The sequence below is a fragment of the Stenotrophomonas sp. ATs4 genome, from assembly GCF_051861585.1.
Taxonomy (GTDB): domain Bacteria; phylum Pseudomonadota; class Gammaproteobacteria; order Xanthomonadales; family Xanthomonadaceae; genus Stenotrophomonas; species Stenotrophomonas maltophilia_AS.
In genome coordinates this window covers 114561-128577 of record NZ_JBLYPK010000002.1, presented here as the reverse complement: position 1 = coordinate 128577, position 14017 = coordinate 114561, and the positions used below count along the sequence as shown (strand labels likewise).

The following is a 14017-nucleotide window of genomic DNA, read 5'->3' as shown; positions in this document are numbered from 1 at the left end:
GGCGGGCTCACAGCGTATCCGCCCGGTAGCCAACCTGGGCTTCATCGTCCAGGTACTGACGGGTTCGCCGGTAGTCCTGCAGCGTGATCACATTGTCCTCCACCTGTACCAGCGCCTGCGCTCTGGAGCCATCGATCGCGAACTGCACGCTGGCACCATCCTGGCCGAGCTGGCCACGGGAGACCGGGTGTTCGTTGAGGAATTCCTGCGCATCGCGCAGCTGCCACCGCGCGACCTCGCGCAGCCGGCCGTCATCCTGCAGCAGGTCAGGATCATGGTCGAAGCAGGCCGCCATCTGCTGGGCCGCCAGCGAGATGCGGGCATAGCCGATCTGACGGTTCGCGGCCAGGCTTGCGGCGATCGCCTCGCGTACCTGCTCCGGCGACGGCAGCTGTGGCAGCTGCGGCCCGTCCAGGAAGCCGAACAGGATCGGCAGCACCTGCTGCAACGCGCGGGTGGCACGCGTCAGTCGATGCTCGCGGCTTCCGCCACCTGCGCTCACCCGCTGGTAGAAGCGGAAGTAGTCGGCAAACTCGATGGGCCTGCGCGCGTGCAGCAGCGCGAAACTGGCGGCGTCGGCCAGATCATCGCGCCCTGCGGTGGACATTCCCACCTCACCGGCCAGCTGGTGGAGCGCTACCGATTCACGGAAATCCAGCTGCTGCAGCAAGGGAGCATCAGCCACGCCGATCGAGGCCAGGAACGAGCGGGAGGCGCCGAGTTCGGCGTTGGTCAGCAGCCGATGTCTTGCCAGCACGCCCTGTGCCTCGCTGTGCGACAGGCGCGTCTCATCGCCAAACTCGATGTCGCGCAGGGCACCGAGGTCGCTGCTGCCGAGGCTGAGCAGCTTGATCGGGCCGATCTGCAGCCCGATGCGCGGCAACCATGCCATGCGCGAACCGTGCAGGCCCTGCTGCACCCCATCGAGCATCGTGCCCTCGTCGGAGAAGGCGTAACGGTGTTCAGGCGATTCCATGGCCCACTTCAACCATTGCTCGCCGCCGTCGATGAACTGAAGAGCATGCCTGAATGATTGACTGACCAGGTTGGCCTGGGGGATGGAACGACCGGCAATGAAAACGCTCATGCGTGACTCTCCTGGCGGCCTCACTGGGCCGGAAAATCTTTGAGGACGGTCGCAGCGGCACTGCCGACCCGGGTGAAATCGTCGGTGGCCCCCTGCATCATTGTCTGCGCCTGCGTAAGCACCCTCGCATACTTTTCGTCCCCCGTGGCCAGGTACTGGGCCATGGCCACGCCGGCCGCGGTGGTCGCGATGGTTGAGACATTGCGCAGCGCGTCGGCGGCATCCTGCACGGCGATCGCCGCGGACTGGGCCACCGATTGGTAGGCCTTGCCGGCGCCACTGGTCTTCACCACGGTGGCGGACATGGTGGCCGTCTGCACCTGGTTGATCACATCGATGACCTGGGCGTTGACGTTGCTCGGGTCCATACGGGTTCCTTGATGGGCGGGTGCGGCCGCGGGCGGCCTGCGCGGTGTCAGGCCCCGGCGTCAGTGTCGTCTGTTGCCGGGGAGGAGGATGAGTCTGGCGCGGGATCCTGGGCGGGACCTGCGGCCGGATCCGGACCGGACGAGGAGTCGGGCGCAGGACCGGGCGCGGGCGCTGCCGCGCCACCTGCAAGTTCTTCGAGTGCATGCAGGCTTGTGGTAGCGGCCGCAGCGTCGGCAGTGGCACCGTGGGTCTGTGCCTGCAGGACGCTGATGGCGGTCTTTCCTTCTGCGGTGGCCGCGGCAATCACGGCCGCAGGCGAAGGGGGTGTCGGCACCGGTCCAGGCAGGGGGATGACCTGCGGCGGCGGCGGCGGAGGAGGTTCCGGAGCGGGCGGTGGCACCGGCCAGGGAGCGTTGATCATCTTCGCGCAGGTAGCGGTGACCGCGGCGTTGCTGACCATGCCCGCACCCTGCTGGCGAGCGACGGCGTTGTGCATGGCTGTGCCGAGTGTCTCCAGCATCACCATGTCCAGCATGCTGAAGGACTGTGCGGGTCCCTGGGCCACCAGCAGGGTCGAGGCGGCGCTGACGCTGTCGACGATCTGGCTGTTGACGGTGTTCTCACTGCTCATGACGGAACGGCTCCCTTCTGGATGATCAGGGCCAGGACCTGGGCCAGGCTTGCGCCGGCGGTTACCTGGCCGCGTTGCTGGTTGGCCACCGCGTTCTGCATTGCCAGGCCGAGGCTGTCGGCCATCGCCAGGTAAGTGGCGGACATCGCGAACGAGGGGGCGAGGGCGATCGACAGCCCGGCCCCGGCGCTGGTTGCGTCCAGCAGGTAGCCGGTGGCAGTCGATGTGGCCATGGATCAGGGGCCCGACGTGACGCCGCCCTGGGCGGGGGCGCGGCGGTTGGCGTCACGCCGGGCCGACACGTCAGCGCAGACCCAGGATTTCGCGGGTCGCGACACCATTCGAGGCGGTGTCGATCGCATACAACGTGGACACGCCCTGGGTGGTCGACGCCTGCATGGTCACGTAGGACTGCTGCTGGTTGTTGGTGGCGTTGTGCGCTGCATTGGACAACGCCTGGCTGGTGGCAACGAACAGGTTGCCCATTGCGATGGCCGGTGCATCACCAAGCACCTTGGTGTTGACCTGCGAGACCGAATCGGTGATCTGGCTGTTGACGGCGGTGGGAAATGCCATGGTGGAAGCTCCTAGGGTGGACAGCACTACAGGAACGGAGATTGCCGGCACTCAATGGATTCAGCCGAGAATCTTCCGGGTGGCGGCGCCGGTGGCGCCGGTATCGACGGCATAGAGCAGTGCGACGCCCATCGTGGTCGCGGCCTGTGCCGTGACATACATCTGCTGCTGGGCGAGCGTCGCGTTGTGGGCAGCATTGGCCAGCGCCTGTGCGGTGGCCTGGTACAGCGTGCCCATTGCCGTGGCAGGCGCCACGCCCAGCACCTGCAGGTTGGCCTGGCTGACCGAGTCGGTGATCTGGTCGTTGACGGCCGTGGGAAAGGCCATGGCTCAGCTCCTTGCCTGCCGGCGCATCACGCGCCGAGGATCTGCTTGGTGGCCACGCCGGTGGTGGCGGTATCGATCGCGTACAGGGTGGCCACGCCCATGGTGGTGGCTGCCTGCGCAGTCACATAGGACTGCTGCTGGGCGTTGGTGGCATTGTGGGCAGCGTTGGCCAGCGCCTGCGCGGTGGCCTGGTAGAGGTTGCCCATGGCCACGGCGGGGCCGTCGCCCAGCACTTTGGTGTTGACCTGGGTGACTGAATCGGTGATCTGGTCGTTTACAGCGGTCGGGAAAGCCATATCGATCTCCTTGAGGTTGGCGGGTCAGCTACGGAACGACGGATCAGGAACCCAGGCCGCGGACGCGGGTGCTGAGGATTTCCTTGCTCGCTACCGCCGTGGTGGCGGTATCGATCGAGTACAGCGTGGCCACACCCATGGTGGTGGCCGACTGCGCGGTCACGTACGACTGCTGCTGTGCGTTGGTGGCGTTGTGCGCGGCATTGGCCAGTGCCTGGGCGGTGGCCTGGTACAGATTGCCCACCGCCACGGCGGGCGCATCGCCCAGCACCTTGGTGTTGGCCTGGGTGACCGAATCGGTGATCTGGTCGTTTACCGCGGTTGGAAATGCCATGTCCTGCTCCTGCGAAAAGGTGGAAGTGCGTGGTATCCAGCGTCACGGTGCGTTGCCTGCAGCGGCTGGGCTTCACCGTGGGGCCAGAGTAGGAAATGGCGTCGCCGCCGGATTGGCGGAATCGACGGAGAATGCGGGCGGATCGCCGTGAAGGTGCGGTGTGAATACGGCGGAACTGATGATCAACGCCGTCATCGCCCGGCCTGCCACAGTGCCCTGGAGGATGCACAGGTGCCTGCGACGGTCTGCGGAACGGTCGACGGCGGGCTGTGGCCGCGCCGTCGCCATGTCAAGGCCGCTACAACATGTAGGGAATCTTGAACGCCAGGGTGAAATCCGGTGCATCGGGGGTCAGGCCGATGCCGAGCAACGTCACCAGCGTGGTGTGCTGGTTCAGCGCATAGGTGACGCCCAGATTCAGCGACGCTGCATTGGCATCACTGCCGATCACCTTCATCCATTTGCCACCTTCGAAGCGGGTGGACGCACGGGCGCTGATGCGGTCGCTGAAGGACAGGCTGAGACTGGTGCGCTCGTTGAACGCAAAGGCCACGCCCGCGCCGAAGTACACCGAGCCGCCCAGCTTCACGTCGCCGGGGTTGACCGTGTCCGGATTGCTGTCGATGTCGTTGAACCCGCGCGGGATCGAGTGCACATAGCCGATGTTGGCGAACAGGATGGCCGGGTCGGCGGTCTTCACCATCGACAGGCCCACGTTGGCCTGCCACACGCCATTGCCAGTGGGCTGATCTTTCGGCACGGCGAAGCGGATGTAGTCATCGTCGTCGCGTTCGATCACCTTCCAGTCCAGCCCATAGGGCGCTCGGCCGGTGGGCGCGGTAACGCCGGCCGTAAGCACGGTCTCCGGGCGCCAGCCACGTTCCCCGAACAGCCGGTAGTTGGCGCTCAGGCCGATATCGCCCAGGCCGTTGCCGTTTGTCTCTTCCTGCGCGATGGCAGCCGCGGCACCGCCGGCACCGCCCTTCTGGTAGACCGTGCGCCGCGCCAGGTAGGGCACATCCAGGTTCAGGGTCAGGTTCGGGCTGACGCCCCAACGTGCGGCCAGGTTATAGGTGAGCGAATCGGATTCCACGTTCTCGATGGCGATGTTGCCAAGGAAGATCGCGTCCAGCGCGAGGAAGCCGTTGAGGGTGAGCTGTTTGCGGTCGTAGCGGGCGTAGGTGAGGCTGTTTTCGAGGGTGAAACGGCGCGAGAACAGGGCCGATTGCTGCTGCTTCACATCATCCACGCTGCGCCGCGACTCCTGCTTGGCCTGCTGCGCTTCAGCCGCGGTGCTGGCGTAGCCTTCGTTGCTTGGCGATGTCTGTGGAGTCGAGCCATGCTCGACTGCCGTAGCCGTAGCCGTAGCCGGTCCCATCGGGCCAACCCGGCCACTCAGTCGCGCCTGCATGGCCTGCACCTGCATGTCCAGTTCGCGTAGGCGCCGGACTTCCTGGGCGTAGTTGGATTTCAGCTGCTCCAGCTGGTTGGCCAGCGCCTGCACGTCGGCACCATCGTCCGCCGCTGCCGGTGGTGCGGCGAAGGCAGTGCCCGCCAGCGCCGCCAGCGCCAACGGGGTGATCCTCATCAAGGTGTGCATGTTCGTGTCCTGCGTTGTGGAACGCTTCCCCCAACGCCGCGCCGTGTTGCTACCGGCCCGGCCCCATGCCGCGGTTCATCGCAATCGCCTGGACCACGTTCTGGCTCAACGGAAGGTTGCTGCCCACGGTGTCGCGCACCAGTTCCAGCCGCAGCTGGTTGCTGGCGATCTGGCCGTCACCGGCGAGGGCGATGCCCTGGCCGACGCTGCCATTGCGTATCCATTGCTGCACCAGGCCCCGGCCATCCACCTGCAGTTGCAGGCGTACCTGGTTGCCGTCCAGCACGGCCGATGCCGATGCACCGGCGCCTTGTGCACTGAGCGAACGGGGACCATCGTCGTGCAGGGCGGGCACGGCGCCATCGCGTACCGTCAGCGTGGTCACGTTGCGGGCGGCGTTGCCGTCGCCAGCCACCTGCACGCTCTGCACCAGGCCGCTGGCATTGGCCAGTCCGCTGCTGTCGATGTGACGCCCCTGCGATTCCGGCAAGGGGGCGTCCGCTGCGGTCACGTGCACGCTGGGCTGGAAGCTCAACTTCGGTGTAGCACCGCCGCGAAAATCCATCGCCAGAGTCAACGCGCCCTGCAGGGCACTGCCGTTGCCCGCCTGCCACTGGGAAACCATCGTTACCCCGAACCAGGCCACGCTGTTGCCGCCCACGGTGTAGCGGCCCCGCATCAGGCTCAGCTCCGGGTCGGGGATTTCCGTGAGTCCACGCCCGGTCCTGCCGTCGGCGGCCTGCAGGGGCAGGGCAGGGGCCATCAGCAGCAGCGCCATCCATACGTGTTGACGGAACATGGTCGTACCTCCTTCAGAACAGGTCGGCATGGCTGAAACCGAAGTCGACCAGTTCGGCATCGGTGATCGGCCCCTGCCGCGCGTAGAGCGCGCGGGCACTGGGCCGTTCGCTGGGTTGCAGAAGAACCGTGTTGCGATCGAAATCGCTACCGATCACCACGAACACCGCACGCGACGGCCAGGCGGCCAGGAACTCCGGCAGCGCCAGGCTGCGGTTGCCGAGGATCGGGTCAGCCACTTCCACGACACCGTTGCGGACCTGCTTGAGCACCACGAAATGGCGGAATCCACGCACGTCCATCAGCACCAGTCCTGGCACGCGAAGGGTGCGCAGTCGTGTCTCGTCGATGCGGTAGCCACGACCACGCATGCCCAGCGATTCCACGTAGCGCTTGATGTCGAGCAGCGAGAAGCCGCGCTCGGCCACCAGCGCTGGATCGGAGACCCCCATCATTCCTTCGATCACCGTCGCTTCGTCGGTCTGCAGGTGATAGGCATGGCGCAGGATGGTCGCCAGTGCGGCGGCCCCGCAGCTGTAGTCGGTGTGCTGGCGCACCACGTTGCGGTAGCGCCGCTCCTGCATGCTTTCCACCCTCTGCTGCAGCAGCGCGCCATTGGGCAGCACGCCGGCGAAATGGACCTCGCCCGCCCATGCCGATGCCGTGCCCAGCAGCAACAGGCAGGCGAGCAGGCGCATCGATGGCGGGCAACGGATCATCTGGTTTCTCCGGCAGCAGGGGGGAGCCCCTGTCCCAAGGGGGAGGAGGAACAGGGGCTCCCGGGAACCCGGCCATTGGCGGACGGCCGGGGTGGTGCGCTTACTCGCCGTTGCCGCCACCACCGCCGGTACTCGGCTGGGCGACAGCGAGCGCCAGGCTGTTGGCCTGCAGGTTGCCGGTGCCCGCAGCAACGTTCACGCCGATGTTGCCGGAGGCACCCGAGAAGGCACTGCCGGACAACGCCGAGGTGTTGGTCGCGTTGACGTTCACCCAGCGCGTGGTGCTGACCGTGCCGCTGAGGCTGGCATACAGGTCGGCCACGCCCAGTTCGACGAACTGGCTGGTGCCGCTCTCACGCGTATCGAAGCCCAGGCCGCCCACCCCCGGCCGGTTCGGGTTCATCGTGGCGTTCTGGATCTCGTTGTCCAGGTCGATGTGGCCGGTGCTGTTGCCACCCGGGTGCGGCAGCTCGCCATTCCACGTATCCAGGTAGTAGTTGGCCATCTGGTAGGCGTTGCCGGTGCCGCGGTAGGTGCCCGCGCCATAGGCCAGGGTCAGGCCGCTGACGCCGCCACGCATGCCGACCTGCACGGTATCGGTGTAGGACTGCACGAAGCCGGCATTGCTGACCGTGTTGCCGGTGGAGACCTGGTTGGAGCTGATGCTCGACTGCGCCACCGCCGTGGTCGCTACCGAGGCCGCGAGCGCGTTCTTCTGCTCGTTGTTGTTGCCCGAGGCGATATTCACGCCGATGTTGCCGGACGCGCCGCCGAAGGCGTTGCCGCCGAGACCTGCGGCGTTGGTGACGCCGGAGTTCATGGTGACGTTGCCGAAGCCGGCCTGGTTGACGAACACCTCGGCGTCGGCCATGCCGAAGCTGAAGGACGCATCGGCAGCAGACAGCGACGCGGCATTGTCCTGGGCGTTGTTGTCGCCGGATACCACGTTGAAGCCGAGGTTGCCCGATGCACCGGCGCCCACGCTGTCACCGATGGATGCACTGTTGGTGACCAGGCTGTTGCTGGTGGCGTTGTTGCTGATCGACTGGCGGTTGTCGATCACGGCAATGGCCGCCGAGTCGAGGTCGATGTCGCCGGTGATGTTCGGGTCGCCGGAGAAGTTGATGTCGGTGCTCAACCGCAGGTCCTTCTCCAGGTTCACGTCGACGCCGTGGTTGTTCTTCTCCTTGCGCTCGTCGGCCTGGATGTTGCTGTGCTTCTGCACATTGACGTTGACGGTGCGGTTGCGCACGTCGTTGTCAGTGTGGTTGTGCGTGTCGTTGCGGGTTTCGCTGACGGTGTGGTTGTGGTTGATGTTCGCGTTGGCGTTCTGGTTGTCCCAGCCATTGGCCGCAGCGGCGGTCGAGGCAGTGGCAATCGCCATGGCGAGCATGGTCTGTTTGACGGTCGCTTTCATGGTGCCCTCTCTCTCATCAGGTGGTGCATCGGTTGGGTGGTTGTCACGGGCGGTCCTGCACGACCAGGCCCAATACGTTGGCCGTGTCGTTGCCGTTGCCCGCGATCTGATTGAGTTGCAGGACCCCGTCGAATCCCCGCAGTGCGGTGCTGGCTACACCGGCGCTGCGGGTACCCGTCGCGACGCCGCGACCGGTGTCGTCCCGCCCCCCTGCCAACGCGGAACCCTCGGCGGCCAAGGCCGTATCGTCGGTTTCGCGTATGCCCTGTCGGGCCAGCGTCGCGCTGACGACGTTGAGCGTCGTGTTGGCGATGCCGCTGGCCTGGTTGATGGATGCGATGCCACTGGCACCGGCCAGTGCGTCACCGCCGATGAACGCAGTGGCCTGCAGTGGCCCGGACAGCACGCGGTTGCCCTGCTGCAGTTGCCGCGCATTGATCGCCACGTCGGCGCGATCGCCGTTGGCGATACCCCGCAGGTTGGCCTGCACGTTGAGGTCGCCGGCGGCCTGGTTCACAGCGATGGCGCCATTCGCCCCGGCCAGTGCGTGGCCATCGATGCGGGCCACGTCGAGATAGGCGAGCATGCCGCCGTAGTCATCGGCCCGGGCCGTCCAAGGCGCGGCGACGAGCAGCAGAAGCAATCCGTGCAGGGGCTTCATTTTCCACCTGCCGGGGCCGTGCCCTGCAGGGGGAACTGGGCCAGCGCGCCGCGCACCGTATCGGCAATGCTGCGGGTGCTGCTGCCAACCGCACCGAGCGGACCACTCATCGCGCCCCCCAGGTTGCTGCCGACCATGCCATCACCACTGCGGCCAAGCGTGCCGCCCAATGCCTGCTGGGTGACCCGTTCAACGGTGGTGCCACCTGGCGCCGTGATGGACGCTGCCTGGCCGGCGCCCATGCCGGCATAGTCCTCATCACTCAACTCGTCCATGCCGGTCGTCGTGCCGCCGGCACCCAATGCGGTGGCGATCTCGCGCTGCGGCTTCGGGTCGGCAATCAGCGCCAGGCCCGGCGGTGCCATGCGATAGGCCGGCCGCGCGGATACGTCGCGCAACAGGACGATTTCGCCCGGTTGTGCCTTCACGCCCTGGCGGGCGCCGGATGCGGATGCGCCTGCGCCAACCGACAGCAGGGCTGTTGCCAGTGCTGCGGCCAGGCCGCGAATCAGGGTGGTGCCGTCCATGCCGATCTCCCGCGATGGCTGCGGCGGATCCACGCATCAACCGTGCCAACTCCGAAGTGCCCACCCGGTAACGTTGGGACCGGGCAGTACCTGAGCGGGCTGCTGCCATGCTGTTACAGGCACGTCGCGGAAGTGTTGGGATTTCGAAGCCCCAGGCACCGCAGGGCAAGAGCGGCGGGCGACTGTCGCATCGGTGTTACAGGTAGCGCCGCCGTCTGCAACGGTGCCGCTTCAGTTGAAAATTTCTTGACGCACTGCTCATTGCGCCGCCGTTTAGGGAAGCGCTAGGATCCGCCCAACAAAGGCCGCCGCGGTGGCCGTAGAGGTCCCGGCGGGGGGCGGCACGCCGGTGATTGCCTGACAGTCCGCCGACGGTGTCCGGATGCTGGGGGAAGCATGGCAGCGGTCCCGGAGGCTTCTACGTCACGTTGCGTGCTCTGGTTTGGCGAGCCGTTGGCGAACGAGCGCAGTGCGCTGGCGGCAGCGGGCTGGTATGTGCGCAGCATCCATCCCGATCCCGCCATGGCGATTGGCCTGCGCGGGCGCGATCGATTGCTCGCCGTGCTCGATCTGCGCCATCTCGATGCGGCCGCGCTGGAACTGCTGGCACCGTGGATTGAGCAGCACCAACATCTGCCCTGGCTGGCGGTACTGCCACCGGGTGCGGGGTCTACTCCGCCGGCGTGGCCTTCGTTGCTGCAGCACTGTCTGGCGCGCTTTACGTTGCCGTTCGGGCTGCAGGATCTCGTCTGCGCGATGCGCCAGCAGTTCGATGCGGATGATCCGCCTGTAGATCAAACCTGCAATGGGCAGGGACCGCGTGCACTGATTGGCGAAAGCCCTGCACTGCACGCGGTGCGCACCGTTCTGCACAAGTTTGCGCCGGTGGAACTGCCGGTGCTGGTCACCGGCGAAACCGGTACAGGCAAGGAACTGGCCGCACACGCGCTGCATGCGCTGTCGGGGCGCGCCGACAGGCCTTTCATTGCGGTGAACTGCGGTGCGATTCCGGCCAACCTGGTGCAGTCGGAGCTGTTCGGCCACGAGCGAGGCTCGTTCACCGGGGCCGACAAGCGGCAGATCGGCGTGTTCGAGTCAGCCCACGGCGGTACCGTGTTTCTTGATGAGATCGGCGATCTGCCGCCAGAAGCACAGACCAGCCTGCTGCGCGTGCTGCAGGAGGGAACCTTCGAGCGCGTGGGCAGCAGCCAGCCACTGCACGCAGATGTGCGGGTGCTTGCCGCCACCCACGTCCAACTCGAACACGCAGTGGCGCAGGGGCGATTCCGCAGCGATCTCTACTACCGTTTGAATGTGCTGCGCCTGCTGATGCCACCACTACGCGAGCGCGGTGCTGACGTGCAGCTGCTGGCCGAGCACTTCCTGCGCTGTTTCCGGCTGCGCCACAGCGTGCGTGCACGCGGCTTTGCACCGGCTGCACTGCAGGCCCTGCGGCGCTTCGACTGGCCCGGCAACGTACGCGAACTGCTGAACCGTGTGCAGCGTGCGGCGATCATGGCCGAAGGCGAGCTGATCAGCGAACGCGACCTGGAGCTGGGCGCATCGGTGGCGGTCCTGCCCGGGGCGATGCTGCACGATGCGCGCGGCCAGGCCGAGCGCGATGTGCTGCTGCAGACCCTGCGCCAGACCGGCTACAACGTCTCCGAGTGCGCCCGGCAGATGCAGATATCGCGGGTGACGGTGTATCGCCTGTGCCGCAAGCACCGGCTGGAACTGCCTGCGCAGCGCTGATCCGGGTTGACGTGGCGGGGCGCTCCGCCCACGCTTGGGCCAACCCCCTTGTGTGGCCACGTACGCGTGATGAACCAGAGCCCCGAACTGCTGCGGCGCCTGCTGCGTGCCAAGGACCGGATGGATCGGGCCAGCCATGAGGAATGGCCAGTCGCGCGCCTGGCCGAGGTCAGTGCGGTGTCGCCGGCGCACTTCGCCCGTTCGTTCAAGCAGGCATTCGGGCTGCCACCGCACCGCTATCTTCTCAGCCGGCGCATCGAACGGGCCGTGGCGATGTTGCGTGACACCGACCTGCCGGTCACCGAAATCGCCGCGCAGACCGGGTGGAGCAGCCTGGGCACCTTTGGCCGCATCTTCCGTGACATCACCGGTGACAGCCCGGGCAATGTGCGTGAGCGTGAGCGTGCAGCCCAGGCGTCGTCGGCCGGCGTGCCGGAATGCCATGCACGCGGCGCGCAGCGCCCGGATCTGAAGATCGCAGTTTTGGAGAAGCGCCGCCGCGAGGCGGTTGCTAACGTGGATCCCACCTGAGGGAGGTCCCATGACGAACACTGTGAACACGGTCGGCCTGTACGTGCGCGACCAGGATGAAGCGCTCGCGTTCTACGTCGGCAAGCTCGGTTTCGAAGTGCATACCGATGTACGCAACGGCAGCTACCGCTGGCTGACGGTACGCAGCCCGGGTCAGGAGGGTTTCCAGCTGGGCCTGTTCGTGCCGGGCCCGCCCACCCACGATGCGGCCACCGCGCTTTCACTGCAGCAACTGGTGGCCAAAGGCGCAATGCCGCCCCTGGTGCTGGCGGTCGATGACTGCCAGGCGCGCTACACGCAATGGCTGGCACAGGGCGTGGAATTCACCCAGGAGCCGATCGAGCGCTATGGCGCCGTCGACGCCGGATTCCGCGACCCGTCAGGCAATGGCTGGAAGATGATCGAAGCCCGTTCCGAAGCGAGGCGCCGGCAATGAGCCGCGGTGGCTGGGCACGGCCCGTGCACCGTTGGACCTCGATCGTGTTCACCCTGGCGGTGATCGCCAACTTCGTGGCGCGCGGGCTGGGGCAGGGCGAGCCTGCGGCCTGGATCACCTATTCGCCGCTGCCGCCGCTGTTCCTGCAACTGTTCACCGGCCTGTACCTGTTCGCGCTGCACTACGCCGGAAAGCGTCGCAGCGCCACACTGGGCGCTGCGGGCTGAGCAGGGTCAGGCGACGGCGTCCACTGCGTAGGCGGCAAGCAGGGCCGGCAGCTGGTCCATGCGCTGGAAGATCACCTTTGCACCGGCAGCGCGCAGGGCTTCAGGCGTACTGTGGTGCGGGCCACCCTCACTGAAGCCGAACACGGTGGCGCCTGCGGCAACGCCTGCAGTGGCACCGGTGACGGTGTCCTCGATGACTGCACAGCGCGTCGGGTCCACGCCCAGCGCTGCAGCAGCGGCCAGATACACGTCCGGGTGCGGCTTGGTGCGCGGCATGTCCTGGCCACTGAACACATGGGGGCCGAAGGCATCGAGGATGCCGACCTTGCCCAGCTGCAGCTTCACCTTGAGCAGATCGGCGCCGGAGGCGCAGGCGATCTGCCCGCCGGTGGACGCGGCGATTGCGCGCACAGCCTCGGGTGCTCCCTGGATCGCTACAAGGTCACGCTCCAGTGCCCGGTTGCGCTGCTGGCGGAATTCCTCGAGCCACGCCTCGGTGAACGGCTTGCCGGTGCGCTCCTCAATCAGGCCAGCCAGATGGGCTACGGACTGGCCGAGGAAGACTTCACCCGCCTGCGCAGGGGTCAGCGCCCAGCCGCGCGCGGTCAGCATTTCCGAGAGAACGCGGGCGACCAGCGGCTCGGAATCGACGAGTACGCCGTCGCAGTCGAACAGCACGGCATCAAAGGGAAAACGGGACATCTACAGCTCCAGGGGGCAATGCGGTGGTGCAATTGCCCGCCATTTTCCCACAGCCATCCTTGCGTGGCACCCGGGCCGGGTGCCACCCATTCCCAGCAGGCCGGTCAACCCAGATCACATCCGGCCGGCTGCGGCCAGGTGCTGGCCGGCAGCATGTTCTTCAGCGAGGCCGGTGCGTTGATCGCCACGTAGCTGGCACCCAGCAGCTCCTCCAGATCGGCGATGGTCACCAGGTAGCTGTCGAGGCTGCCCAGATTGGCTTCGTTGGGAATGATCCAGCTGATCGCCTTGGCCGTGCCGGTGTTCGGGTCACGGGTGATGATCGTCTTCCAGAAGAACTCCGGTGTCGGAATGCCGTGGCTGGAAAGGAAGTAGTCGTTGGAGGCATCGCCGTAGACCACGCCGCCATAGACATCCACCGGCGCGATGTCGCGGTAGCACTCGGCCACGTTCTCGGCCTTCACCCAGATGCCCTGGTTGAAGCTGGACACCTGCGGGACGATGTTGGTCATGTAGTTGGCGCGGCGGATGTAGGTCGCGTTGTAGTCCATGTGGTTGGACGTCACCAGATGGCCACGGTCATAGCCGGATTTGATGCTGGCGTACGAGGCGGTGCTGTTCTGGCCCACGCAGCCGGCCGGCAGGTCGGGGTCCTTGTAGAAACTGGACGGACGCGCAGCCGAGCCGGTGTCTGCGGTGAGCGTGTACTCGTAGCGGGTCGCGCTATGGATGCTGCAGTCGTAGGTGAGCACGAAGCCGCCCTTGTTGAGGGTGACGACCTGGGCCTGGGCAGCACCGGCGACGGCACTGAGGACGAACGCGAGGAAGAAGCTTGCAAGGCGCATTGCGGTTCTCCAGCAGAAGTTCAGGGCGCAGACGTCCAGCACGACCGTGCCGGAGCGAGGTCATGTGGAGACGTTGCGGAGTCGGGTGCTGCGGAGTGCGGTAGGACGTGACCGCACGGGTGGGGCCATGAAGGCCCTGCCGTGTCGTAAGCGTCACAAGCTGTCGTCTTTCGGTCAACGAC

General features: G+C 66.5%; 20 protein-coding genes. 4 read left to right on the top strand and 16 right to left on the bottom strand.

Annotated features, from left to right (window positions below):
- Positions 1 to 7: 7 nt before the first annotated feature.
- From ABR323_RS03755 to ABR323_RS03690, 14 genes are all read right to left on the bottom strand, one after another.
- Positions 8 to 1087, bottom strand: coding sequence for a hypothetical protein (locus tag ABR323_RS03755; RefSeq protein WP_439448273.1), 1080 nt, complete (start codon positions 1085 to 1087; stop codon positions 8 to 10).
- Positions 1088 to 1107: 20 nt separating this feature from the next.
- Positions 1108 to 1455 (bottom strand): hypothetical protein, encoded by a 348-nt coding sequence (locus ABR323_RS03750; protein WP_014037265.1) that lies wholly within the window; start codon positions 1453 to 1455, stop codon positions 1108 to 1110.
- A 47-nt stretch (positions 1456 to 1502) separates the two neighbouring features.
- Entirely contained in the window at positions 1503 to 2087 is a 585-nt protein-coding gene (locus ABR323_RS03745) for a RebB family R body protein (RefSeq protein WP_439448272.1), read from the bottom strand.
- The gene (locus ABR323_RS03740) at positions 2084 to 2320 is read right to left on the bottom strand and encodes a RebB family R body protein (protein ID WP_135273778.1); all 237 of its coding nucleotides are present in this window, start codon (positions 2318 to 2320) and stop codon (positions 2084 to 2086) included. The genes ABR323_RS03745 and ABR323_RS03740 overlap by 4 nt, the downstream gene beginning before the upstream one ends.
- A gap of 70 nt (positions 2321 to 2390) precedes the next feature.
- On the bottom strand, positions 2391 to 2663 hold the full coding sequence (locus ABR323_RS03735; protein WP_005416651.1) for a RebB family R body protein: 273 nt from the start codon (positions 2661 to 2663) through the stop codon (positions 2391 to 2393).
- 60 nt (positions 2664 to 2723) lie between these two features.
- Positions 2724 to 2990, bottom strand: coding sequence for a RebB family R body protein (locus ABR323_RS03730; RefSeq protein ID WP_006446865.1), 267 nt, complete (start codon positions 2988 to 2990; stop codon positions 2724 to 2726).
- A gap of 26 nt (positions 2991 to 3016) precedes the next feature.
- Positions 3017 to 3286 (bottom strand): RebB family R body protein, encoded by a 270-nt coding sequence (locus ABR323_RS03725; protein ID WP_046985582.1) that lies wholly within the window; start codon positions 3284 to 3286, stop codon positions 3017 to 3019.
- 43 nt (positions 3287 to 3329) lie between these two features.
- Positions 3330 to 3620, bottom strand: a complete 291-nt coding sequence (locus ABR323_RS03720) for a RebB family R body protein (protein ID WP_005416648.1) — start codon at positions 3618 to 3620, stop codon at positions 3330 to 3332.
- 298 nt (positions 3621 to 3918) lie between these two features.
- Positions 3919 to 5220 carry a transporter gene (locus ABR323_RS03715; RefSeq protein ID WP_439448271.1) on the bottom strand — a complete coding sequence of 434 codons (1302 nt, stop codon included), beginning with the start codon at positions 5218 to 5220 and terminating at the stop codon, positions 3919 to 3921.
- A 49-nt stretch (positions 5221 to 5269) separates the two neighbouring features.
- The gene (locus ABR323_RS03710) at positions 5270 to 6019 is read right to left on the bottom strand and encodes a hypothetical protein (RefSeq protein WP_439448270.1); all 750 of its coding nucleotides are present in this window, start codon (positions 6017 to 6019) and stop codon (positions 5270 to 5272) included.
- 13 nt (positions 6020 to 6032) lie between these two features.
- Positions 6033 to 6737 (bottom strand): C39 family peptidase, encoded by a 705-nt coding sequence (locus ABR323_RS03705; protein WP_439448269.1) that lies wholly within the window; start codon positions 6735 to 6737, stop codon positions 6033 to 6035.
- Between the two features lie 100 nt (positions 6738 to 6837).
- A complete protein-coding gene (locus ABR323_RS03700) occupies positions 6838 to 8154 on the bottom strand; it encodes an adhesin (protein ID WP_439448268.1) in 1317 nt (438 codons plus the stop codon).
- A gap of 43 nt (positions 8155 to 8197) precedes the next feature.
- Positions 8198 to 8815, bottom strand: coding sequence for a hypothetical protein (locus tag ABR323_RS03695; protein ID WP_439448267.1), 618 nt, complete (start codon positions 8813 to 8815; stop codon positions 8198 to 8200).
- Positions 8812 to 9342, bottom strand: coding sequence for a hypothetical protein (locus ABR323_RS03690; RefSeq protein WP_439448266.1), 531 nt, complete (start codon positions 9340 to 9342; stop codon positions 8812 to 8814). The genes ABR323_RS03695 and ABR323_RS03690 overlap by 4 nt, the downstream gene beginning before the upstream one ends.
- Positions 9343 to 9738: 396 nt before the next feature.
- Here ABR323_RS03690 and ABR323_RS03685 point away from each other — a divergent pair, with 396 nt between their 5' ends.
- The 4 genes from ABR323_RS03685 to ABR323_RS03670 all read left to right on the top strand — a co-directional run bounded on the left by ABR323_RS03685 (position 9739) and on the right by ABR323_RS03670 (position 12288).
- A complete protein-coding gene (locus ABR323_RS03685; protein ID WP_439448265.1) occupies positions 9739 to 11094 on the top strand; it encodes a sigma-54 interaction domain-containing protein in 1356 nt (451 codons plus the stop codon).
- Positions 11095 to 11163: 69 nt separating this feature from the next.
- Positions 11164 to 11625, top strand: coding sequence for a helix-turn-helix domain-containing protein (locus ABR323_RS03680; RefSeq protein ID WP_439448264.1), 462 nt, complete (start codon positions 11164 to 11166; stop codon positions 11623 to 11625).
- Positions 11626 to 11635: 10 nt separating this feature from the next.
- Entirely contained in the window at positions 11636 to 12061 is a 426-nt protein-coding gene (locus tag ABR323_RS03675) for a VOC family protein (RefSeq protein ID WP_439448263.1), read from the top strand.
- Complete coding sequence (locus tag ABR323_RS03670) at positions 12058 to 12288, top strand: hypothetical protein (protein ID WP_439448262.1); 231 nt, start codon at positions 12058 to 12060, stop codon at positions 12286 to 12288. Before ABR323_RS03675 ends, ABR323_RS03670 begins: the two co-directional genes overlap by 4 nt.
- A 6-nt stretch (positions 12289 to 12294) precedes the next feature.
- Here ABR323_RS03670 and ABR323_RS03665 read toward each other — a convergent pair whose 3' ends face one another.
- Complete coding sequence (locus ABR323_RS03665; protein ID WP_439448261.1) at positions 12295 to 12990, bottom strand: HAD family hydrolase; 696 nt, start codon at positions 12988 to 12990, stop codon at positions 12295 to 12297.
- Between the two features lie 104 nt (positions 12991 to 13094).
- Entirely contained in the window at positions 13095 to 13835 is a 741-nt protein-coding gene (locus ABR323_RS03660; RefSeq protein ID WP_439448260.1) for a DNA/RNA non-specific endonuclease, read from the bottom strand.
- Positions 13836 to 14017 lie beyond the last annotated feature (182 nt).